Origin of the sequence: Streptomyces sp. NPDC048389, assembly GCF_040706335.1 — a bacterium.
In the GTDB taxonomy this organism is placed as follows: Bacteria; Actinomycetota; Actinomycetes; order Streptomycetales; family Streptomycetaceae; genus Streptomyces.
In genome coordinates this window covers 1-22,461 of record NZ_JBEZKP010000054.1, presented here as the reverse complement: position 1 = coordinate 22,461, position 22,461 = coordinate 1, and the positions used below count along the sequence as shown (strand labels likewise).

The window sequence follows — 22,461 nt, the reverse complement described above, 5'->3', positions numbered from 1 at the left end:
CGCGCCCTTCGGCGGTGATGGTGAGCCCGTCGGTCAGCCGTCTCGCAGGGAGTCGGTGCAACGGTGGCTCTGGTGGGACAGGACCTGCAAGGCGTCGGCGGAGCTCGAGTCGTTGGGCGTGTAGACCTCAAGGCGATGGTCAGGGCTGTCCGGCTGCAACCAGACCTGGTAGTCGACACTCACGGCGCCCACGGTCGTGTGCTGTATGTGCATGGTTCCCGTGGTGCAGTCCGCGACGTCCCGGTTCGCCCACAGGGCCGAGAAGTCATCGCTGCGCATGGTGAGTTCACCGATCAGCCCGGCCAGGCGCGCATCGGTGGGATAGCGGCCGGCGGTCAGCCGGAGGTACGCGACGTGAGCGCGGGCGAGCGTGTGCCAGTTGCTGTACAGGTCACGTGTGACCGGATCGAGGAAGAACATGCGAGGAATCGACGGGCGACGTTCCAGCTCGTCCGGTGTCCCGAAGGCGATGTGCTCGGCGAGAAGCGCGTGCCCGCTGCGGTTCCACGCGAGCACGTCTCCGCGGCGGCCCAGGACGATCGCCGGCGTGGCCTCGCCGAGGGACTCCAGGAGCGCGAGGACGCGCTGGTGGGGTTTTTCCGCCGGGGGTTCGGCAAGCCGCGGCGTCGCCGAGTGCCGGGCAAGATTGTGCAGGTGCACGGTCTCGGTCGAGTCGAGCTGCAGCGCCCGGGCGAGCGCGTCGAGTACCTGCTCCGACGCCGTCTCGGCCTGCCCTTGTTCCAGCCGCGTGTAGTAGCCGGCGCTCACTCCGGCGAGCTGGGCGAGCTCTTCCCGTCGCAGCCCGGGAACACGGCGCCCTGTGCCGTGTGTGCGCAGCCCGATCTCGTCCGGGGTGATCCGGTCGCGGCGGCTCTTCAAGAACGTTCCGAGGCTCTCCACGAAGGCAAGCGTAAGCCGAACGTGCGCACCGCTGGGTATACCTGTCGGGTGTACCCCCAGCAGGGGGATGGCAGTCGACATGGCTATGGCCGACGGTCGAGGCATGTCGGAACAGCACACACACAACTCACCCGGCCTGCGTGCGTGGCTGGGACTGCTGGTCGTACTGGGGCCCGTCCTGCTGGTCTCCATGGACGGGTCGATCCTGTACCTGGCGATGCCCCGGGTCAGTCAGGACCTCACACCCACGGCCGATCAGGCCCTGTGGACCCTGGACATCTACGGCTTCGCGGTCGGCTCGCTGCTGATCGCGTTCGGCAACATCGGGGACCGGTACGGTCGGCTGAAGTTGCTGATGATCGGAGCGACCGTCTTCGGTCTCGCGTCCGCCGGATCCGCCTTCGCGCCCAACGCTGAGCTTCTCATCGCGTCCCGCGCTCTGATGGGTGTGGCCGGTGCGACTCTTCTGCCGTCGGCACTGGCTGTACTGAGCGAACTGTTCAGCGACCCGAGGCGGCGGGCGCAGGCCATCGGCATCTTCGCCGCGGCCTTCGCGGCGGGGTTCGCCATCGGTCCCGTCGCAGGTGGCGTCCTGCTGGAACGCTTCTGGTGGGGCTCGGTCTTCCTGATCAACCTGCCCGTCATCGCCCTGTTCCTCATCTTCGCGCCCATCCTGCTGCGTGAAGTGAGTACGACCCGCCCCGGCCGCATCGACGGCTTCAGCGTCGTGGCCTCCTCGGCCGGCCTCCTGGGCGTCGTGTACGGCCTCAAGCACGCGGCCGCCGAGGGATTCTCGCCGCTCTCCGTTCTCGTGGGACTGGGCGGCCTTGTGCTGCTGGCCTTGTTCGTGCGCCGGCAGCGGCACCTCGAGTACCCGCTGATGGACTTCTCCCTCTTCCGCGACCGGGTCTTCACCGTCGCGATCATCACGGGCCTGCTGCCGCTGGCAGCCTGGTCGGCAGCCGCCTACCTGTCAGGCGTCTACCTCCAGTCCGTCCTGGACCTTCCCGTCCTGCAGGCAGCGCTCCTGGCACTTCCCGGCGCGGTGGTCCTCACCGTCACCTGCGTCGTCACGCCCATGGTGGTCGACCGCGTCGGCAAGCGGGCGATTCTCATCATCTGCCACTTCTCCATCGCGGCGGGACTGCTGTTCCTGCTCCCCACCACCGTCACCGGCGGGGTCGGCTGGTACATCGCGTCCACCTCCATCGCAGGACTTGGCTACGGCATCTCCTTCAGCGTCGTCGCCGACACCGCGGTCGGCGCGGTGCCCGCCGAACGAGCCGGGTCGGCCGGCGCCATCGCCGAGACCAGCAACGAGATCGGCAATGCCCTCGGCATCGCGCTCATCGGCTCCCTCGCCGCGCTGCTCTTCCGGCTCCAGGGGCCCGACCTCGCTCCGACGCTCGACGAGACGCTGCAGTTGCCCGGTCTTCTGTCCGCGGTGGTCACCGACGCGAAGTCGGCCTTCGTCACCGGCCTGCACGCGGCTGCAGCGGTGGCCAGCCTCCTGCACGTCGCCCTCGGCATCCTGGCGCTGCGCTGGCTGCCCAGGACCGCGACCGCGCAGCAGACCCCCGATCCTCTGCTCGAGGAGAACGAGGAGAAGGCCGATCGAGTGGAGAGCACGCCTCGTTGACGGCACCGTCCCGGCGGCGGGGGCTCTGCTGCCCCCGGCTCCCTGATCGCCGGGCGCACCCCATGAACGGCCGTGCCCCGGTCCGCAAAAGTCCCCCCTGCGGACCGGGGCGCGGTCACCTCGGGCCTGATGCCGCCGTCAATACCGCACGCGGCGCCGAAGGACTCGCCCCGGCGGGCCCGGGCGTCCCGAAACGCGACGCCGATCGGACGGCGGTCAGGCGGAGCACGAGGCGCGGCCGATGAGGGAGGCGAAGGAGAGCAGCCGGGGAGTGTGATCCTCGCTCTCCAGATGATCACGCTCCGGATGACTGTGGCGACGCCGCCGATACCGGCCCACACGGAGCGACTCCCGCCGGCGTCGCAGGTCCTCAGCGCCATGGGGAAGGTGAAGACGCCGCAGGTGGCGGCGGCCACGGTGAGCAGGACGGGCCGAGCTTGGTGAAGCCGTCGGTGGCCTCGGTCGAAACGTGGGACGGCTGGGGCCCGGACAGGCAGCTGCCGTCCGGGCCCACCGAGTGCGGGTAACAGTGCCGTCAGCGGTCCGCCGGCACCTCGTGCAGTGCGACGACCGACGTGAAGATCACCTTGTCGTTCTGCTCCGCAGCGACCAGCATGCGAGGCCGCCCGTCCAGTTCGCCGGGCAGGGCCTTGGCCGTGACCCAGCACGGCGCGTCGAGCTCGGCGTACCGGCTGAAGACGCACCGCATGCCGACGACCAGCGTCTGCCGCGGGTGGGACGCCGCCTGCGCGGCCTGGCGCGCGGCTTCGAGGAGCAGCATGCCCGGGGCGTGGTCGACGGGGTGGTCGAACAGGACGGGGTGCGAGGTGTCCGTCCGTAGCTGCCAACGCAGGGGGACTTCGGTGCACGAGAGCACGACGTCCTGGAAGCGGTCGCGGCCCGTCTGCTGTGTGGGCGAGGGCGGCGGCAGCGGCAGGACCCGGGCGTTCGCGCTCTCGATGTCGGCGTACCGTCCGCGCAGCCGCTCGTAGACCGCCCGGTCCTGGATCGTGAAACCGGTCCTGGCGGTGGCCAGTCCGCGGCCCGCGTGCTCGGCCTCGACGGAGAGCGTGACGGCCGTCGCCCGTTCCTTGCGGTACTTCACGTCCGAGGAGGTGATGTGGAGTTCGAGCTCGGCGTCGGCGCCGCCCTCGACCCGCAGTACGTCGGGGTCGACGTCCCAGTCGAAGTCCTTCCACAGCAACTGGTGCCCGAAGGGCACGTCGTACGCGGCATGGGACAGCAGCGGCAGCGTCTGGCGTACCGTCTCCGCCAGGAAGAGGGGGTCGTGCCTGCCGAACCGTTCCAGGTAGAAAGCGTGCTCACGCGGCCATCGGGCGGTGACGGTGAAGGTGTGGTCCCCCGTCCGGTGCCAGCTCGAGAGGAGCACTTCGGCAGGATTCGTCTTGTGGGTGTACGACATAGGCACAGGCACGGGACCGGTGGTCGCCCGGTCTCGCGTGAGGTCTATCGGAGGCACAACAGTTCTCCCCTGACTGTCCACAATATTCGCGGGGTCCGAGCACTGGTGTCTCGACTGTCCGCGCATATAAGATAGTGGTCATTCTTTTTCTTTGTCGAAGTAGTACGAGGTACGGGCGAGTGGCGGAACACAGGCAGGAACGGGCAATCCGCACAAGGGAGTCGGTGCTCCGGGCCGCAGCGGAAGTGTTCGACGAAGTCGGGTACCTCGGCGCGAGCATCACCAAGATCCTGGAGCGGGCGGGCGTCACGGCGGGTGCCGTGTACTTCCACTTCCGGTCGAAGGAGGGGCTGGCTCGCGCGGTCATCCTCGAACAGGCTGCGGATCTGAAGTTCCCCGAGGGGGAGGGCGGCCTCCAGCAGCTCCTGGACATGACCGGGTACCTGGCGGTCGAGATGCAGCGCAACACCCTGCTGCGGGCCGGCGTCCGGCTGGCGGTCGAGCAAGGGGTGGTGGGCAAGCAGGAGTACTCGATCTACGAGTGGTGGGCCGATCGTTTCCACCAGGATCTCGTCGTCGCGCGGCAGAAGGGACAGCTGATCGACGGCGTGGACGAGGCCGCCTTCGCCCAGCTCCTGGTCGCCGCCTACACCGGCACGCAAGTCATGTCCCAGATCTCCACCGGCCGTGCCGACCTGCCGCGCCGTATCACCGACATGTGGCGCTGCCTCCTGCCGGCACTGGCCCCTGCCGACGTCGTCTCCGGCCTGCGGATCCCCTCGGCCGACCCGGACGGCGTCGAGTGAGCCGTCCCCTTCGGGCCGTACTGACCGGGGCCACGGGCTTCGTCGGCTCACGGGTCCTGCACACACTGGCCGCGTCCGCTCGCCGGACCGGTCGCGAGATCTCGATACACGCGCTCGGCCGTTCCGCGCCCGCCTCCGCCCCGCCGGGCGTGACGTGGACGGCCGTGGACCTGACGGACCGGGGGTCGCTGCGGACGGCGGCGAGCGGAGCGGACGTCCTCATCCACCTCGCCTCACGCGTCTCCGGCGACGAGGCCCAGTGCGCGGCGGTCAACGTCGAGGGCACGGCGGCCCTGGTCGACGAGGCGGCCCACTGGGGCGTGCAGCGCATCGTCCACCTGTCCACCGCCGCGGTCTACGGGCCGGGCCCGCACCGCGGGATCACGGTGAACGAGATCACTCCCGCACCGGTCTCACCCGCCAGCCGCACCCGGCTGGCCGGCGAGACCCCGGTGCTGACCGCGGGCGGGATCGTGCTGCGCCCCGGACTGGTCCTGGGCGCGGGCGACCGCTGGGTGGTGCCCGCCCTCGCGGAGCTGCTGGAGCGGGTTCCGGCCCGGTGGGACGGTGGCCGCGGACTGCTGTCCCTGACGGACGTGAACGACCTGGCCCGCTTGATCACCACCGTCGCGACGGCTCCCGACGCACCGGCGCCCGGCGTGTACCACGCCGGCCATCCCCGCCCCGTCAGCAACGGTGATCTGATGGCGGAGCTGGCGGCGCTGGACGTGCTGCCCGCCGCCGAGGACGACTGGCCCTGGGAAGCCTGCCTCGACCGCGTGCGGAGCACTCCCGGCCGCACGAGCGAGCGTCAGTTCTCGCTGCTCGCGCAGGACCACTGGTACGCGAGCGAGGAGATCTGGCAGGCCACGTCCTGCCTGCCGGGCCCGGGCCCTCTGTCGCGCCTCGCGGCCGCAGCGCCCTGGTACCGCTCGTTCCTCGCACAGCGGTAGGGGAGCGACGGCGGCAGCGGCCGGTCACGTGGCGAGGCACGGCGGTCTCGATCCGGGCCGGTTCCTTCCCGCCGGCCGAACCCGGTCTCCTCGCGGGGCCCGGCCTCTTCGCCAAGGAGGCGAGCCCTCGTCGGCCAGGACGTGCCTTTCGTGCGGCTCCGCGTTGTCCGCCGCGTCGGGGTTGGCCCTGCGCGGTTCGGTCTTCGACGTCATCCGGCCGTGCCCGAGTATCTGCCCGGCCCCGGGCGAGAGGGCGTCGGCCGACATGGCATGCGTTCGGGGACGGACATAGCCTGGAGATGTCTCCAGCTCTCCGATCGATGGGAGAAGTCATGACATTCATGCAGGTCATCGACTGCAGGACGAGCAGAGCCGACGAGTTGAACAGCTTGATGGACTCCTGGATCGAGTCGACGCAGGGCAAGCGGACGGCCACCCACTCGATCGTGGGGCGTGATCGCGCCGACTCGACTCATGTGGTCGAGATCGTGGAGTTCCCCTCGTACGAGGAGGCGATGAAGAACTCGCAGCTGCCGGAGACGGACCGGATCTTCCGGGAGATGGTGGCCCTGTGCGAAGAGGAGCCGTCGTTCACGGACCTCGACGTGATGCGGGACCAGCAGCTGAACAAGATCGTGGTCCGCAGCTTCTTCGAGAACGTGATCAACGCGAAGAACGTCGACGCGGCGGACGCCATCTGCACAGAGGACTACCGGGAGCACGACCCGTCCCTGTCCTCGTACGATCTGGGGCTCGCGCAGGCCAAGACCGAGAACAGGGAAATCATCGAGGCGTTCGAACCTGTGGCCACCATCGAGAGCCTGGTGGCCGAGGGCGACACGGTGTGCGTGCGGGTGTCGTTCAAGGGGCGGCACGTAGGCACGTACCAGGGCATGGAGGCCACCGACCGCGAGATCTCGGGAACCGGCCACGCAACCTTCCGGTGCGAGGGCGGAAAGATCGCGGAGAGCTGGTGGAACTTCGACGACCTCGGCCTCCTGAAGCAGCTCGGTGCGGTCGACGTCTGATCAACATCGACGTCGCACCCGGATGGGCTGAACGACGGTGGGCCCGGCAGACCACTGCCGGGCCCACCGTCTGCCCGGGGCGCTCCCGCCCGTGGTCGCAGCGGAACACCTACCGGGTGACCACGTTGAAAACCGGGTGGACCCGCGGCTGAAGGTCCGGGATACCGAGTTCCCGCAGGATCGGGACCAGGCTTTCGCCGAACTGCCGGAATGCCTCCTCGGACTCCCAGACGTCCACGACGAGCCAGCCGTCGTCGGTGGGGGCGGCGGTGTGCGAGATGAGACCGGCCACCGGCCAGTCGGCGGGGCTCGTGACCGGGCCGGGCCGGCCGGCCACTTTCTCCGCGCTCTGCTCGTACTGGGCCTGGGTCATTCCCGGCATATCGAGAACCACGATGATCGCCATGCTGAGTTCCCTTGCGAAGTGGTGCAGATCCGTCCGGCCAGTCGACCACCGTGGCGAGCAGCCTGCGCGTCGGGCTGAGCCGGGCGGGTACGGCCGCCCCGGTCGGCCGGGGGTGTCCGGCCCGGTCCGGTGTCGGGCCCGCGAGGGTCGTCGGCGCAGGCGGCCGGCCGTGCGCGAAACCGCCTCCGTCGCTCCCGCTGTCGTGCGCGAAACCGCCTCCGTCGCTCCCGCTGTCGTGCGCGGGGAAGCCCTCGTTTCGCTCCTGCTGTCGTGTGCGGGGCCGCCTCCGTCGCTCCTGCTGCCGCCTGCGGCGACGGGTCTTTGTCGCTCTCGTTGCCGTGCGCGGCGGCGGCCCCACGGCTCCGGCTGTCGTACGCGGGCTGGTGGAGGTGCCCCGAATCGGGTACTACGAACGAGTAGCACCGTCCGGTACACGCCCTGGGCGGCCCCCGATTCGCGGCGAGGTGAGCCTCATGTCCGCTTCCACGGACAAGCCCCTGCACAAGCCCCAACCCCCGAAGATCAGTGAGCGCGAGGCGCGCGAGGTCGCGGAGGCGGCGCGCGAACAGGACTGGCGCAAGCCCAGTTTCGCCAAGGAGCTGTTCCTCGGACGTTTCCGGCTCGACCTGATCCACCCGCATCCGATGCCGACCGGCGAGGCCACCCGGCGCGGTGAGGAGTTTCTCGCGAAGCTGCGCGAGTTCTGCGAGACGAAGATCGACGGCGCGCTCATCGAGCGGGAGGCCCGGATCCCGGACGAGGTGATCAACGGCCTGCGCGACCTCGGCGCGCTCGGCATGAAGATCGACCCCAAGTACGGGGGCCTCGGCCTCACCCAGGTGTACTACAACAAGGCGCTCGCCCTCGTCGGCTCGGCGAACCCGGCGATCGGCGCGCTGCTGTCCGCGCACCAGTCGATCGGTGTGCCGCAGCCGCTGAAGCAGTTCGGCACCGACGAGCAGAAGCAGAAGTACCTGCCACGGCTGGCCCGCAGCGACATCTCCGCCTTTCTGCTCACCGAGCCCGACGTCGGCTCCGACCCGGCCCGCCTCGCCACCACGGCGGTGCCGGACGGCGACGACTACGTCCTGGACGGCGTCAAGCTGTGGACCACCAACGGCGTCGTCGCCGACCTCCTCGTCGTCATGGCCCGCGTACCGAAGTCGGAGGGGCACAAGGGCGGCATCACCGCGTTCGTCGTCGAGGCGGACAGCGAGGGCATCACCGTCGAGAACCGCAACGCCTTCATGGGCCTGCGCGGCCTCGAGAACGGCGTCACCCGCTTCCATGGGGTACGAGTCCCGGCGGAGAACCGCATCGGGCCCGAGGGCGCGGGTCTGAAAATCGCGCTGACCACGCTCAACACCGGCCGGCTCTCGCTGCCCGCGATGTGCGTCGGCGCCGGCAAGTGGTGCCTGAAGATCGCCCGGGAGTGGTCCGAGGTACGCGAGCAGTGGGGCAAGCCCGTCGCGAAGCACGAGGCCGTCGGCGCCAAGATCTCCTTCATCGCCGCGACCACCTTCGCCCTGGAGGCCGTTGTCGACCTGGCGTCCCAGATGGCCGACGAGGACCGCAACGACATCCGTATCGAGGCCGCGCTCGCCAAGCTGTACGGCTCCGAGATGGGCTGTCTGATGGCCGACGAGCTGGTCCAGATCCGCGGCGGCCGCGGTTTCGAGACGGCCGATTCGCTGGCGGCCCGGGGCGAACGGGCCGTACCCGCCGAGCAGTTGCTGCGCGACCTGCGGATCAACCGCATCTTCGAGGGCTCTACCGAGATCATGCACCTGCTCATCGCCCGCGAGGCGGTCGACGCGCACCTCGCCGTCGCCGGCGACATCATCGACCCGGACAAGCCGATGTCCGCCAAGGCCAAGGCCGGCGTGGGCGCGGCCGCCTTCTACGCCCGCTGGCTGCCCAAGCTCGTCACCGGGCCCGGTCAGCTGCCCCGCACCTACGCGGAGTTCAACCCCGCCGGCCACCGCGACCTCTCCACCCATCTGCGGTACGTGGAACGGAACTCGCGCAGGCTGGCCCGCTCCACCTTCTACGCCATGTCCCGCTGGCAGGGCCGCATGGAGACGAAGCAGGGCTTCCTGGGCCGGATCGTCGACATCGGCGCCGAGTTGTTCGCGATGAGCGCCGCCTGTGTCCGCGCCGACATGCTCCGGGCGTCCGGGGAGCACGGCCGGGAGGCGTACCAGCTCGCCGACGCCTTCTGCCACCAGGCGAGGATCCGTGTCGAGGAGCTGTTCGACCGCCTCTGGTCGAACACCGACGACCTCGACCGCAAGGTCGTCAAGGGCGTCCTGTCGGGCACGTACACCTGGCTGGAGGAAGGTGTGATCGACGCGAGTGGCGAAGGCCCCTGGATCGCCGATGCCACCCCCGGCCCGACGGTGAAGGAGAACGTCCACCGCCCGATCCGCTGACGGCGGCGCTGCGGCGCGGGTACTCCCTGTCCGAGCGGACAGGGAGTACGGCCACAATGGAGGGATGAGCGACAGCCCATCACCCCTCGCAGACCCGCATCTCGTCTTCGACGCCGCCGAAGGCCGCCGGGACATCGTCGTCCTCGGCTCCACCGGGTCCATCGGTACGCAGGCCATCGACCTGGTCCTGCGCAACCCCGACCGTTTCCGTGTCACCGCCCTGTCCGCCGCGGGCGGGCGGGTCGGCCTGCTCGCCGAGCAGGCGTACCGGCTGCGCGCGGGCACGGTCGCGGTGGCCCGCGAGGACGCCGTGCCCGCGCTGCGCGAGGCGCTCGCCGGGCAGTACGGAACCGAGCCGCCGCCCCGGATCCTGGCCGGTCCGGACGCCGCGACCGAGCTCGCCGCCTCCCCGTGCCACACGGTGCTCAACGGCATCACGGGCTCCATCGGCCTCGCCCCCACGCTCGCCGCCCTCGAAGCCGGCCGCACACTCGCGCTGGCCAACAAGGAGTCGCTCATCGTCGGCGGGCCGCTGGTCAAGGCGCTCGCCAAGCCCGGGCAGATCATCCCCATCGACTCCGAACACGCCGCGCTCTTCCAGGCGCTCGCCGCAGGCACCCGCGCCGACGTCCGCAAGCTGGTCGTGACGGCCTCCGGCGGTCCCTTCCGCGGCCGCAGCAGGGCCGAGCTGGCGCACGTCACCCGTGAGGACGCCCTCGCCCACCCCACCTGGGCCATGGGCCCGGTGATCACGGTCAACAGCGCGACCCTGGTCAACAAGGGGCTCGAGGTGATCGAGGCGCATCTGCTCTACGACATCCCCTTCGACCGCATCGAGGTCGTCGTCCACCCCCAGTCGTACGTGCACTCGATGGTGGAGTTCATGGACGGCTCCACGCTCGCCCAGGCCACCCCGCCCGACATGCGCGGCCCGATCGCCATCGGCGTCGGCTGGCCCGAGCGGGTGCCGGACGCGGCCCCCGCCTTCGACTGGTCCACGGCGTCCACGTGGGAGTTCTTCCCGCTGGACGACGAGGCGTTCCCGTCCGTGGGGCTCGCCCGGCACGTGGGCGAGCTGGGCGGCACGGCCCCGGCCGTGTTCAATGCCGCGAACGAGGAGTGTGTCGAGGCGTTCCTCGCCGGACGGCTGCCGTTCAACGCCATCATGGATACGGTCACCGAGGTGGTCGCCGAGCACGGGACCCCGCCCCCGGGAACTTCCCTGACGGTGGCGGACGTCCTGGAAGCGGAGACCTGGGCCAGGGCCAGGGCCCGTGAGACGGCGGCGAAGGCGACGGCGGAGGCTCGCGCATGACGATTCTTTTGACCTTTCTGGGCATCGCGCTCTTCGCGGTCGGGCTGCTCTTCTCCATCGCCTGGCACGAGCTCGGCCACCTGTCCACGGCCAAGCTCTTCGGTATCCGGGTGCCCCAGTACATGGTCGGCTTCGGCCCCACCCTCTGGTCACGGCACAAGGGCGAGACCGAGTACGGCATCAAGGCCATCCCCATGGGCGGCTACATCCGCATGATCGGGATGTTCCCGCCCGGTCAGGACGGCAGGATCGAGGCCCGCTCCACCTCTCCGTGGCGCGGCATGATCGAAGACGCCCGCTCCGCCGCCTACGAGGAGCTGAAGCCGGGCGACGAGACGCGCCTCTTCTACACACGCAAGCCGTGGAAGCGCGTCATCGTGATGTTCGCGGGTCCGTTCATGAACCTGATCCTCGCGGTGGCGATCTTCCTCGGCGTGATGATGACCTTCGGCTCGCCGACGCAGACCACCGAGGTCGCCGGCGTGCAGCAGTGCGTCATCGCCCAGAGCGAGAAGCGCGACACCTGCGCGAAGAGCGACCCGCAGTCGCCGGCGTCCGCCGCCGGGCTGCGCGAGGGCGACAAGATCGTCGCGTTCAACGGCACGCCCGTCGAGGACTGGGCCACGCTGTCGACCCGTATCCGGGAGACGATCGGCCCCGCCACCATCACCGTCGAGCGCGGCGGCACGGAGCAGGTCTTGCAGGCCACGCTCATCGAGAACACGGTGGCGAAGAAGGACGAGGACGGTGAGGTCGTCCCGGAGGAGTTCGTCCCGGCCGGATACCTCGGTTTCGCCGCGAGGACGGAGATCCTCCCGCTGTCGTTCGTCGACTCCGTCGACCGTATGGGCGGAATGATCGAGAACGGCGCGGAGGCGGTCGTCGCACTGCCCTCCAAGGTCCCCGACCTGTGGGACGCAGCCTTCGGCGACGGCGAGCGCAAGGACGACTCCCCGGTCGGGGTGGTCGGCGCCGCACGCCTCAGCGGTGAGGTCCTCAACCTCGACGTGCCGACGACCAACATCGTCGCGACCTTCCTGATGCTGCTCGCCGGCTTCAATCTCTCGCTGTTCCTCTTCAACATGCTGCCGCTGCTGCCGCTGGACGGCGGTCACATCGCGGGAGCGCTGTGGGAGTCCGTGCGGCGCAACGTCGCCAAGGTCTTCCGGCGCCCCGACCCGGGACCGTTCGACGTGGCGAAGCTCATGCCGGTCGCCTATGTGGTGGCGGGCATCTTCATCTGCTTCACCCTGCTGGTACTGGTGGCGGACATCGTCAACCCGGTGAAGATCAGCTGAGACCTCCTTCGCGCGACCCCCGACGGCCGGACATCCTTTGTGTCCGGCCGTCACCTTCGGTGGGACTCCGGTGCGCGATGTGCCCGGCCGAACGCCAGTGCCGTAATCTCGGGTGCTGGAGCCCGCCGATCTCGGGACCTCGATCCACATCTTGGGGTTGCACAGCAGATGACTGCAATTTCTCTCGGAATTCCGTCCGTTCCGACGAAGCTCGCCGACCGCAGGGTCAGCCGGAAGATCCAGGTCGGTTCGGTCGCCGTCGGCGGTGACGCGCCTGTCTCCGTGCAGTCGATGACGACGACCAGGACGTCCGACATCGGCGCCACGCTGCAGCAGATCGCGGAGCTCACGGCGTCCGGCTGCCAGATCGTGCGGGTCGCCTGCCCGACCCAGGACGACGCGGACGCCCTGGCCACCATCGCCAAGAAGTCGCAGATCCCCGTGATCGCGGACATCCACTTCCAGCCGAAGTACGTCTTCGCGGCGATCGACGCGGGCTGCGCAGCGGTCCGCGTCAACCCGGGCAACATCAAGCAGTTCGACGACAAGGTCAAGGAGATCGCCAAGGCCGCCGGCGAGGCCGGCACCCCGATCCGCATCGGTGTGAACGCGGGCTCCCTCGACCGCCGGCTGCTGGAGAAGTACGGCAGGGCGACGCCGGAGGCGCTCGTCGAGTCGGCGCTGTGGGAGGCGTCCCTCTTCGAGGAGCACGGCTTCCGCGACATCAAGATCTCGGTCAAGCACAACGACCCGGTCGTCATGGTCAACGCGTACCGCCAGCTCGCCGCGCAGAGCGACTACCCGCTGCACCTCGGCGTCACCGAGGCGGGTCCCGCCTTCCAGGGCACCATCAAGTCCGCCGTCGCCTTCGGCGCGCTGCTCGCCGAGGGCATCGGCGACACCATCCGGGTCTCCCTGTCGGCGCCGCCGGCCGAGGAGGTCAAGGTCGGCATCCAGATTCTGGAATCCCTCAACCTCCGCCAGCGCCGGCTGGAGATCGTCTCCTGCCCGTCCTGCGGCCGCGCCCAGGTCGACGTGTACAAGCTCGCCGACGAGGTCACCGCCGGTCTGGAGGGCATGGAGGTGCCCCTCCGGGTCGCCGTCATGGGCTGCGTCGTCAACGGACCCGGCGAGGCCCGCGAGGCCGACCTCGGTGTGGCGTCGGGCAACGGCAAGGGGCAGATCTTCGTCAAGGGCGAGGTCATCAAGACCGTGCCCGAGTCGAAGATCGTCGAGACCCTGATCGAAGAGGCGATGAAGATCGCCGAGCAGATGGAGAAGGACGGCGTCGCCTCCGGCAAGCCGGACGTCGTGGCCGTGGGCGAACCCGGCGCCTGATCCGCCCGTCCCGTGGAGGGCGGCGCTTGACCGGCTGCCGTTCCCGCTCCCGGTGCCTGACCGGCTGTCGCTCCCGAGGACGGTGCCTGACCGGCCCTCGTCGGGGACCCGGCGCCTGATCCGCCCGTCCCCCGAGCGAGGCGCCTGACCGGCTGCCGCTCCCGGGGGCGGCGCCTGACCGCTTGCCCCGACCCCGGCTGATCCGCTGCCCGGAGCCTTTCCAGGACCCCGCCGACCCTGCCGGTCGGTGGGGTCCTTCCGTGCGCGCGCCGCCCCCCGGACCAGCCGGGTAGAGTGCCAAGACCAGCAAACCGTGTGATGAGGCGCCCTCGTGTTGACGCAGACCACCACCCGGGTCCTCGGCCCCGGCGAACTCGGCGCAGCGCTCGCCATCCTCGAGAGCGAGCCCGTGACGAATGCTTTCGTCACGTCCCGCGTCCAGGTCGCCGGGCTCGACCCGTGGCGACTCGGCGGTGAGATGTGGGGCTGGTATGCCGACGGGCACCTGCGCTCCCTGTGCTACTCCGGCGCCAACCTCGTCCCCATCTGCGCCACCCCCGAGGCCGTGCGCGCCTTCGCCGACCGCGCCCGCCGGGCAGGGCGCCGCTGCTCGTCCATCGTCGGCCCCGCGGAGCCCACCGCCCGGCTGTGGCGGCTGCTCGAACCGAACTGGGGCCCGGCCAGGGACGTGCGCCCCAACCAGCCGCTGATGATCACCGACCGGATACCGGCGGACATCGAGCCGGATCCGCACGTCCGCCGGATCCGCAAGGACGAGGTGGACGTGATCATGCCCGCGTGCGTGGCCATGTTCACCGAGGAGGTCGGCATCTCCCCGATGGCAGGCGACGGCGGGCTCCTCTACCAGGCCCGGGTCGCCGAACTCGTCGGCACCGGCCGGTCCTTCGCCCGTATCGACGACGGCAAGGTCGTCTTCAAGGCCGAGATCGGCGCCGCCACCGACCGGGCCTGCCAGATCCAGGGCGTCTGGGTCGACCCCGAGTACCGCGGCCGCGGCCTGTCGGAGACCGGCATGGCGGCCGTCCTGCGCTACGCACTGGCGGACGTGTCACCGGTCGTCAGCCTGTACGTCAACGACTACAACACCGCCGCCAGGGCCTCGTACCGGCGGGTCGGCTTCCGTGAGGTCGGCGCGTTCATGAGTGTGCTGTTCTGATTCCCGCAGACCCGTCACGAGCCCGCCGATCCGATCCCCGTCGCCCCGTACACGGCGGCGGGGACGACAAGTAGGGTTCGGCCATGCCAGCACTCACCGGGGACGGCTCCCTCGGCCCCGACACCGTGGTCGGACCGCTCGACCTCGCCGCACGGGTCGACGAGGCGCTCGCCGTACAGGCGCTCGCCTTCGGCCTCAGCGAGGACGAGATCGACATCCGGCGGTACATCGTGCTGCGCCACCTGAAGAACCCCGGAGCCCGCGCGCTCGGCGCCACGACGGCCGGCGGCCGGCTCGTCGGATTCGTCTACGGCATGCCGAACGACCGCACCCACTGGTGGTCCACCGTCGTCGAGCCGTATCTGCGCAGGACCGGGACCGACGGCTGGCTCGACGACTCGTTCGTCATCACCGAACTCCACGTCCATCCGGCCTTCCAGGGGCGCGGCACAGGACGCGAACTGATCACCGCCCTCACCGACGCCGCGGACCAGCCCCGTTCGATCCTCTCCGCGATCGACACCGAGAGCCCCGCCCGCGGCCTGTACCGCAAGCTCGGCTACCAGGACCTCGCGGGCCAGGTCCTGTTCCCCAGCGCCCCGAGCCCGTACGCCGTGATGGGTGCCCCGCTGCCACTGCGGCGGGAGAGCGGCACGGGGAACTGATTTCCGCCTGCCGGTACGCCCCGGCTAACCTCCTGCACATCACACGTTCCGAGCAGGAGTTCACCATGGCCCAGGTCCAGCGCATGTCCCGTCTGATGATCAAGACATTGCGCGACGACCCGGCGGACGCAGAGACGCTCAGCCACAAGCTCCTCGTCCGCGCCGGTTACGTCCGCCGCAACGCCGCGGGCATCTGGTCCTGGCTGCCGCTCGGCAAGCGCGTGCTGGAGAACGTCACCCGCGTCGTACGCGAGGAGATGGACGCGATCGGCGCGCAGGAGGTCCTGCTCCCGGCGCTGCTGCCCAAGGAGCCGTACGAGGCGACGGGCCGCTGGGAGGAGTACGGCGCCGAGCTGTTCCGCCTCAAGGACCGCAAGGGCGCCGACTACCTGCTCGGGCCGACCCACGAAGAGATCTTCACCCAGCTGGTCAAGGACCAGTGCACGTCCTACAAGGACCTGCCGGTGATCCTCTACCAGATCCAGACCAAGTACCGCGACGAGGCGCGTCCGCGCTCGGGCATCCTGCGCGGCCGCGAGTTCCAGATGAAGGACTCCTACTCCTTCGACACCAGTGACGAGGGCCTTGCCGAGTCGTACGCCCTGCACCGCGAGGCGTACATCAAGATCTTCGAGCGCCTCGGTCTCGAGCACAAGATCGTCTCCGCCGTCTCGGGAGCCATGGGCGGCTCGGCCTCCGAGGAGTTCCTGGCGCCCGCCCCGGCCGGTGAGGACACGTTCGTCCACTGCCCCTCCTGCGACTACGCGGCCAACACCGAGGCCGTCACCTTCGCGCTCGCCCCGGCCGAGGGCGCGGACCACGGCCCCGTCGAGGAGCTGGACACCCCGGACACCCCGACCATCGAGACGCTCGCCGACCACCTGGGCGTACCGGCCTCCGCGACCCTGAAGAACCTGCTGGTCAAGGTCGACGGCGAGATCGTCGCGGTCGGCGTCCCCGGCGACCGCGAGGTCGACCTCGGCAAGCTGGGCGACCACCTGGCCCCGGCCGGTGTCGAGCTGGTCACCGCGGAGGACTTCGCCGGCCGCCCGGACCTGGTGCGCGGCTACGTCGGCCCCCAGGGCCTGGAGAAGGTCCGCTACGTCGCCGACCCGAGGGTCGCGCCCGGCACGGCCTGGATCACCGGCGCCAACGCGGAGGGCAAGCACGCGAAGAACGTCGTCGCGGGCAGGGACTTCGAGGTCGACGAGTACCTCGACGTCGTGGTCGTCGAGGACGGCGACCCGTGCCCGTCGTGCGGCACCGGCCTGAAGCTCGACCGCGCGATCGAGATCGGTCACATCTTCCAGCTCGGCCGCAAGTACGCCGACGCGTTCCAGCTCGACGTCCTCGGCCAGAACGGCAAGCCGGTCCGAGTGACCATGGGCTCCTACGGTGTCGGCGTCTCGCGCGCGGTCGCCGCGCTCGCGGAGCAGACCGCCGACGAGCAGGGCCTGTGCTGGCCCGCCGAGATCGCCCCGGCCGACGTCCACGTCGTCGCCGCGGGCAAGGCGCTCCAGACCGAGCTCGCCCTCGACGTCGCGAACCAGCTGGGCGAGGCGGGCCTGCGGGTCCTGGTCGACGACCGCGCCGGAGTCTCGCCGGGCGTGAAGTTCACGGACGCGGAGCTGATCGGCGTCCCCAAGATCCTGGTGGCGGGGCGCCGTTCGGCCGACGGCGTGCTGGAACTGAAGGACCGGCGGACGGGCGAGCGCGAGGAGCTGCCGGTCGCGGAGGCGGTGGCGCGCCTGCGCGCCTGACGCCGACTCGCGGCGCGGGCTGTCCCCTTTCCGCTGTGCCCACATGCGGTTCCACCGCATGTGGGCACCCCGCAGGGCCCGCTCGGTGGCTCCGCCCCCGGGGCCCTGCTCCCCGGCTCTGCGGGTGCGCCGGGCTGGGTGGCTACCGGATGGCCGTGTCGGCTCGGGGGACTGGTGGCGAGCCGGCTGCGCCCTGGGTGCTGCCTGCTGGCTGGGTGCGCCGGGGTTTCGCCCGGACCCGCTCGGGCGGCCCCGCCGCCGGGCCCCGGGCCCTGCCGTCCGGCGGGATGTGCCGGCACGCTCCGGGCCTCCGCCCCGGCCTCCGCACGCGGCCGGTACCGCTCCGCGCGGTGGCCCCGAGTGCCGGCCGGGCCGGAGGCCACGGCGCGGCACATCAGCCCGCGGACCGGTCCGCCGGACCAACGCCCCGGCCGGCCGGGGCGCGCTTCGCGACATGGGACTGGCCGGCGAGGGCGCATCCGGCGCCGTCGGAAGTTCCAGGCGCGGGGGCACGGGGGGGCGAGCTCCCCGTAAAGCGGGGTCCGGGGCCTGCCCCGGTTCGGGAAGGGGCGGAGCGGGGACCGGCTCCGCGCAGCGGCCCGCCCGGACGGGCAGCAGCCGCGCTACAGCCAGCCCGCGAACTCCAGCGCCAGTTCGCCCTCCGCGCGCCGCCCCGCCGCCACTGCGCGCGTACCCGACTCCACCGCCCGGAACAGAGTCCAGCCGCGCAGCCGCTCCCGGTCCACCTCCAGGGAGTCCGCGAGCTTGTTGACGCGGCGGCGCGCCGCCGACGGGCCCGCGGAAGACGCGACGAGGTCCTCGACCCGGTCGCGTACCAACCTCGCCAGGTCGTAGGCGCGTTCGCCGACCAGCGGCTCCGGGCCCACCGCCAGCCACGGTACGCGGTCACCGGAAAGCACCTTGCCCTGGCGGAAGTTGCCGTGCAGCAGCAGCTCCTCGGGCGGGAACGCGATCAGTTCGTCCCGGGCAGCCAGCGCCGCCGCGACGAGCGGCTCGCCGGACTTGCGCATCGTGTCGGCCTGGCGTGCGGTGCGCCGTGTCACGGTCTCGAAACCGTGGCCGGCCGGCGGCTCCACCCACAGCCGCCGTACCGTGCCCGCCGCCTCCAGCAGCGCCTTGGCCTCCGGCAGCGACCGGAGCGAGACCTCGGGGTGCAGCCGTTCCAGCAGCAGCCCGTGATCGGTGGCGTCCAGCAGCCTTACCGCGCCCCAGCCGTTCCACTGCTCCAGGGCCGCCCGCTCGAGATCCGGGGCAGCGGCCGGTGGGGCGAGTTTCAGGGCGGCGGGGGTGCCGTCATGCTGCCGTACGAGGAGGACCAGGCTGCTCCGGCCGCCCGGCGCGACGGCGCGTTCGACGTCCAGCTTCCGCCGGGCCACCGTCTCCTGGACGGTCCCGGGCAGCCGGGCCAGCCACTCGTCGTTCTCACCGAGTGCCTGGACCAGCCGCTGCGGCGGTTCGAAAGCCATACGTCCGTGGTTTCCTTTTCCTGTTTTCCTCGTCAGTCCCGGCCGGCCCGCTCGGCGAGCCCAGGAAAGGCTACGCCGCTGCCGCGCCAGCGCACGGCGCGGACCGCCGCCTCGCGCAGCGCACCGGCGGCTTCCAGACGCAGGGGCCCCTCCGAGGCCCGTACGAGATCGGAGTAGACGCCGGCCACGCGTTCCTCCAGAACGGCGGCGAGCCGTGTCGCGGCGGCGGTATCCGGGACGGGGAAGGGCAGGTCGTAGCCGACGGCGGCCACCGCGGGCTTCCCGCCGAGGTCGCGCACCGTACGCGTCAGGGAGTCCCGCCGTGACCGGTGCGCGGCGTGGGCGGCGGCGGCCTCGTTCTCCCGGTCGTCGCCCACCCGGCCGCCGACCACCCCGTAGCCGTAGACCGCCGCGTGCTCCGCAGCCAGCGCGGCCTGGAGGGCGTCCAGCCGGGCCTTCGCACCGCTGCGCGCGTCCGCGTCCACCGTGGTCATCTGCCGTCATCCTTCGTCAGCAAGTACGCATGTGCGGCGCCCGCCGCGGCGACGGAGGCCAGCAGCCGGGCGAGTTCGGGCTCGGCGTCGGCGAGAGCCGCGGTGTGGCCGTCCGAGGTGCGGCGCTCGGCGGCCGCCAGCGCCTTCAGCGCGGCGGCGGGCTCCTCGGGTGCCGCGGCGGACGCGGGGGTCGCGGCACCCGAAGGCGAGAGCGAAGGCGAAGCCGTGGACGACGGCGAGGACGGGGACGGAGGCGAGGGGGACGCCCCCGGCCCCGCCAGTGCCGCCACATGCGCCGCGACCTCCGTACGCAGCGGCGTCAGCCGGTCCGCGAGTGCGGGATGGCGGGCGATGACCGCGTCGTACTCGTCCCGGAGCGCGGTGCTCGTGCGTACCAGGCGCACGCGGAGCGCGGCCTCGGCGCGGGCCGCGTCGAGGGAGCGCCCCGGCGTACGCCGGGAGGCGGGCGCGTCGCTCGAACAGCCCGTCAACAGGCCCGCCGCTGCCGCCCCCGTCGCCAGAAGCGCACGTCTGCGTGTCGTCCCCGTGCGCCCCACGCGTGTCTCCTCGGGTTCGCGGTGATCATCGCCGCAGGCGAGCGTACCTGCGGGCCATTCGCGGGTGGACGGCAACACCCCCCGCGACCGGATACCCTGTCTTCGACACGCGACGATCCCACAACAGCACACGCGGCCGAGGAGTCACCCGGATGAGCACCACCCAGAGCGAGAGGCTGCGCGGGCTGCTGGAACCGCTCGTCAGCGCCGCGGAACTGGATCTGGAAGAGATCGAGGTCTCCCGGGCGGGCCGGCGTCGCATGCTGAGGATCATCGTGGACTCCGACGACGGCGTCGAGCTGGACGCCTGCGCCGAGCTGAGCCGCGCCATCTCCGAGAAGCTCGACGAGACGGACGCGATGGGCGAGGGCGAGTACGTCCTCGAAGTCAGCTCCCCCGGCGCCGACCGACCCCTGACCGAGCACCGCCACTACGTGCGTGCCACCGGCCGTCTGGTGAAGCTGCAGCTGCACGAGAGCGGAGAGCTGGTCGCCCGCATCCTCGGCGTGGACGACGAGGGGCTCGATCTCGAGGTGCCGGGTGTGAAGGGGCGCAAACCCACCACCCGCCGGGTCGCGTTCGACGAGATCGCCAAGGCGCGCGTGGAGATCGAGTTCAACCGCAAGGACACGAAGGAAGAGGAGGCGTAGCCGTGGACATCGACGTGAAGCTCCTGAAGGGCTTGGCACAGGAGAAGGAGATCGCTTTCGATCTGCTGGTCGAGGCCATCGAGTCGGCGCTCCTCATCGCGTACCACCGCACCGAGGGCAGCCGCCGCCACGCCCGGGTGGTGCTCAGCCGGGACACCGGTCATGTGACCGTGTGGGCCAAGGAGGACCCGGCGGATCTGGAGGAGGGGCAGGAGCCCAAGGAGTTCGACGACACCCCGTCGGACTTCGGCCGGATCGCCGCCACCACCGCTCGTCAGGTCATCCAGCAGCGGCTGCGGGACGCGGAGAACGACGTCACTTTCGGTGAGTACGCCCGCCGTGAGGGCGACATCGTCGCCGGCATGGTGCAGCAGGGCAAGGACCCCAAGAACGTCCTGGTCAGGCTGGACGACAAGCTCGAGGCGATCCTGCCGGTGCAGGAGCAGGTGCCGGGCGAGGAGTACACGCACGGTTTGCGGCTGCGCACCTATGTGGTCCGGGTGGCCAAGGGTGTGCGCGGCCCGTCCGTCACGCTCTCGCGTACGCACCCGAACCTGGTGAAGAAGCTCTTCGCGCTCGAGGTCCCGGAGATCGCCGACGGCAGTGTCGAGATCGCCGCGATCGCCCGTGAGGCCGGCCACCGCACCAAGATCGCCGTCCGTTCCACCCGCTCCGGGCTGAACGCCAAGGGAGCCTGCATCGGCCCGATGGGCGCCCGGGTGCGCAATGTGATGGCCGAGCTGCACGGCGAGAAGATCGACATCGTGGACTGGTCGGACGACCCGGCCGAGATGGTGGGGAACGCTCTGTCCCCGGCCCGCGTCAGCAAGGTGGAGGTCGTCGACCTCGGCGCCCGCTCGGCCCGGGTCACCGTTCCGGACTACCAGCTGTCCCTGGCGATCGGCAAGGAGGGGCAGAACGCCCGCCTGGCCGCCCGTCTCACGGGCTGGCGCATCGACATCCGACCGGACACCGAGCAGGACGACGACCGGGGCTGAGGAATGGCCCGGGGCGGAATCCGGTTGCACCTGTGACGGGTGCCACCCAGGATCTCACCTGTGCCGCCCAAGAGCCCACCAGGATCAGGACAACAACCGTTCGATTTTTGCCCCCAAGGGGTGAGGTCGGTGCGGGGAGGTAGACTTAACCGTGTCTGGCCGGACGCACGCCCGCGTGTGCCCTGAGCGAACCTGCGTGGGATGTCGGGAGCGAGCGGCCAAGAGCGATCTGCTGCGGATCGTGGTGATCGAGGGCGAGTGCGTCCCCGATGATCGCGGTACGCTGCCCGGCCGGGGTGCGTACGTGCACCCCGCCTTGGTCTGTCTCGACCTGGCGGTCCGCCGCCGGGCGTTCCCGAGGGCCTTCCGGGTCCAGGGACCGCTGGAGACCGCCGCGGTGCGGCGGTATGTCGAGCAGGCAGCACCGTAAGAGAAGAAGTACGGCACGGATAACCGTGCGGTCAGGTACCTCGCGAGTCGGAAGTAGGTCGAGATTGCGATGAGCACTCGATGAGTACGCGATGAGTACGCCCATGAAGTAGCGACGGTCCGGCGGTAACCCGGACCTAAAAGGAGCGAAGTGGCTAAGGTCCGGGTATACGAACTCGCCAAGGAGTTCGGCGTGGAGAGCAAGGTCGTCATGGCCAAGCTCCAAGAACTCGGTGAATTCGTCCGTTCGGCGTCCTCGACGATCGAGGCGCCGGTTGTACGCAAGTTGACTGACGCGCTGCAGGGGCCCGGCGGCAACGCCGGCAAGTCCGCAGCAAAGCCTGGCGCGCCCCGCAAGGCGACGCCCTCGAAGCCCGCAGCGCCCTCCCCGGCGCAGGCGGAACGTCCCGCTGCACCCAAGCCCGGCGCACCGGCTCCCAAGCCGGCTCCGGCCAGCAGCACCCCTCCCTCGACGCCGGCCTCCGGCCCGCGTCCGACGCCGGGTCCCAAGCCCGCACCGGCCAAGCCCGCCCCGGCGGCCCCGGTGCCCGCTGCCGAGTTCTCGGCCCCGGCTCCCGCCCAGCCCGCCGCACCGCAGGCCCCGCGTCCCGCGGGTGCCACCCCCGGTCCGCGCGCGGGCAGTCCGGCGCCGGCCGCGGGTCAGCGTTACCGCGGGGAGCGTGAGGGGGGTCAGCGTGAGGGGGGT

21 protein-coding genes are annotated in these 22,461 nt (G+C 70.9%); 15 read left to right on the top strand and 6 right to left on the bottom strand.

Translation table 11 applies throughout. The features are described 5' to 3' along the window. Positions 1-33 precede the first annotated feature (33 nt). Positions 34-900 (bottom strand): helix-turn-helix transcriptional regulator, encoded by an 867-nt coding sequence (locus AB0903_RS27905; protein WP_366707428.1) that lies wholly within the window; start codon positions 898-900, stop codon positions 34-36. A gap of 103 nt (positions 901-1,003) precedes the next feature. On the opposite strand from AB0903_RS27905, the gene AB0903_RS27900 reads away from it, so the two are divergent. Next, positions 1,004-2,539, top strand: a complete 1,536-nt coding sequence (locus AB0903_RS27900) for an MFS transporter (RefSeq protein WP_366707426.1) — start codon at positions 1,004-1,006, stop codon at positions 2,537-2,539. A gap of 535 nt (positions 2,540-3,074) precedes the next feature. Here the strand turns inward: AB0903_RS27900 and AB0903_RS27895 are convergent. Next, positions 3,075-3,974, bottom strand: coding sequence for a ScbA/BarX family gamma-butyrolactone biosynthesis protein (locus tag AB0903_RS27895; protein ID WP_366707424.1), 900 nt, complete (start codon positions 3,972-3,974; stop codon positions 3,075-3,077). A gap of 122 nt (positions 3,975-4,096) precedes the next feature. Between AB0903_RS27895 and AB0903_RS27890 the strand changes: the two genes are divergently transcribed. From AB0903_RS27890 to AB0903_RS27880, 3 genes are all read left to right on the top strand, one after another. Beyond that, the gene (locus AB0903_RS27890) at positions 4,097-4,768 is read left to right on the top strand and encodes a ScbR family autoregulator-binding transcription factor (protein WP_366707422.1); all 672 of its coding nucleotides are present in this window, start codon (positions 4,097-4,099) and stop codon (positions 4,766-4,768) included. Beyond that, positions 4,765-5,721: an NAD(P)-dependent oxidoreductase gene (locus AB0903_RS27885; RefSeq protein WP_366707420.1), complete on the top strand. Its 957-nt coding sequence runs from the start codon at positions 4,765-4,767 to the stop codon at positions 5,719-5,721. Before AB0903_RS27890 ends, AB0903_RS27885 begins: the two co-directional genes overlap by 4 nt. Positions 5,722-6,053: 332 nt before the next feature. Continuing rightward, a complete protein-coding gene (locus tag AB0903_RS27880; RefSeq protein WP_366707418.1) occupies positions 6,054-6,749 on the top strand; it encodes an ester cyclase in 696 nt (231 codons plus the stop codon). 109 nt (positions 6,750-6,858) lie between these two features. Here the strand turns inward: AB0903_RS27880 and AB0903_RS27875 are convergent, their stop codons facing one another. After that, positions 6,859-7,155: a hypothetical protein gene (locus AB0903_RS27875; RefSeq protein ID WP_366707416.1), complete on the bottom strand. Its 297-nt coding sequence runs from the start codon at positions 7,153-7,155 to the stop codon at positions 6,859-6,861. Positions 7,156-7,628: 473 nt separating this feature from the next. Between AB0903_RS27875 and AB0903_RS27870 the strand changes: the two genes are divergently transcribed. The 7 genes from AB0903_RS27870 to AB0903_RS27840 all read left to right on the top strand — a co-directional run bounded on the left by AB0903_RS27870 (position 7,629) and on the right by AB0903_RS27840 (position 17,140). Further along, complete coding sequence (locus AB0903_RS27870; RefSeq protein WP_366707414.1) at positions 7,629-9,587, top strand: acyl-CoA dehydrogenase family protein; 1,959 nt, start codon at positions 7,629-7,631, stop codon at positions 9,585-9,587. Between the two features lie 64 nt (positions 9,588-9,651). Next, positions 9,652-10,902 (top strand): 1-deoxy-D-xylulose-5-phosphate reductoisomerase, encoded by a 1,251-nt coding sequence (dxr, locus tag AB0903_RS27865; protein WP_366707412.1) that lies wholly within the window; start codon positions 9,652-9,654, stop codon positions 10,900-10,902. Next, the gene (locus AB0903_RS27860) at positions 10,899-12,200 is read left to right on the top strand and encodes a site-2 protease family protein (protein WP_366707410.1); all 1,302 of its coding nucleotides are present in this window, start codon (positions 10,899-10,901) and stop codon (positions 12,198-12,200) included. The genes dxr and AB0903_RS27860 overlap by 4 nt, the downstream gene beginning before the upstream one ends. A 168-nt stretch (positions 12,201-12,368) precedes the next feature. Then, on the top strand, positions 12,369-13,538 hold the full coding sequence (ispG, locus tag AB0903_RS27855; RefSeq protein ID WP_366707408.1) for a flavodoxin-dependent (E)-4-hydroxy-3-methylbut-2-enyl-diphosphate synthase: 1,170 nt from the start codon (positions 12,369-12,371) through the stop codon (positions 13,536-13,538). Positions 13,539-13,872: 334 nt separating this feature from the next. Then, positions 13,873-14,715 (top strand): GNAT family N-acetyltransferase, encoded by an 843-nt coding sequence (locus AB0903_RS27850; RefSeq protein WP_366707459.1) that lies wholly within the window; start codon positions 13,873-13,875, stop codon positions 14,713-14,715. An 83-nt stretch (positions 14,716-14,798) separates the two neighbouring features. Next, positions 14,799-15,380, top strand: a complete 582-nt coding sequence (locus tag AB0903_RS27845; protein WP_366707406.1) for a GNAT family N-acetyltransferase — start codon at positions 14,799-14,801, stop codon at positions 15,378-15,380. A gap of 65 nt (positions 15,381-15,445) precedes the next feature. Further along, positions 15,446-17,140 carry a proline--tRNA ligase gene (locus AB0903_RS27840; protein WP_366707405.1) on the top strand — a complete coding sequence of 565 codons (1,695 nt, stop codon included), beginning with the start codon at positions 15,446-15,448 and terminating at the stop codon, positions 17,138-17,140. A 623-nt stretch (positions 17,141-17,763) separates the two neighbouring features. On the opposite strand, the gene AB0903_RS27835 is transcribed toward AB0903_RS27840, so the two are convergent. Genes AB0903_RS27835 through AB0903_RS27825 form a run of 3 tightly spaced genes read right to left on the bottom strand, consistent with a single transcriptional unit; the run spans position 17,764 to position 19,678 of the window. Then, positions 17,764-18,627, bottom strand: coding sequence for an aminoglycoside phosphotransferase family protein (locus AB0903_RS27835; RefSeq protein WP_366707403.1), 864 nt, complete (start codon positions 18,625-18,627; stop codon positions 17,764-17,766). A gap of 32 nt (positions 18,628-18,659) precedes the next feature. Continuing rightward, positions 18,660-19,121 (bottom strand): ferritin-like domain-containing protein, encoded by a 462-nt coding sequence (locus tag AB0903_RS27830; RefSeq protein WP_366707401.1) that lies wholly within the window; start codon positions 19,119-19,121, stop codon positions 18,660-18,662. Next, the gene (locus AB0903_RS27825) at positions 19,118-19,678 is read right to left on the bottom strand and encodes a hypothetical protein (protein ID WP_366707399.1); all 561 of its coding nucleotides are present in this window, start codon (positions 19,676-19,678) and stop codon (positions 19,118-19,120) included. The genes AB0903_RS27830 and AB0903_RS27825 overlap by 4 nt, the downstream gene beginning before the upstream one ends. Positions 19,679-19,830: 152 nt before the next feature. On the opposite strand from AB0903_RS27825, the gene rimP reads away from it, so the two are divergent. The 4 genes from rimP to AB0903_RS27805 all read left to right on the top strand — a co-directional run. Next, positions 19,831-20,328 (top strand): ribosome maturation factor RimP, encoded by a 498-nt coding sequence (rimP, locus tag AB0903_RS27820; RefSeq protein ID WP_366707397.1) that lies wholly within the window; start codon positions 19,831-19,833, stop codon positions 20,326-20,328. Positions 20,329-20,330: 2 nt separating this feature from the next. Then, positions 20,331-21,326, top strand: coding sequence for a transcription termination factor NusA (nusA, locus tag AB0903_RS27815; protein ID WP_366707395.1), 996 nt, complete (start codon positions 20,331-20,333; stop codon positions 21,324-21,326). A 151-nt stretch (positions 21,327-21,477) separates the two neighbouring features. Beyond that, on the top strand, positions 21,478-21,756 hold the full coding sequence (locus tag AB0903_RS27810; RefSeq protein ID WP_366707393.1) for a YlxR family protein: 279 nt from the start codon (positions 21,478-21,480) through the stop codon (positions 21,754-21,756). 150 nt (positions 21,757-21,906) lie between these two features. Continuing rightward, positions 21,907-22,461 (top strand): translation initiation factor IF-2 N-terminal domain-containing protein (locus tag AB0903_RS27805; RefSeq protein WP_366707391.1); only part of this gene is annotated, 555 nt, incomplete at its 3' end.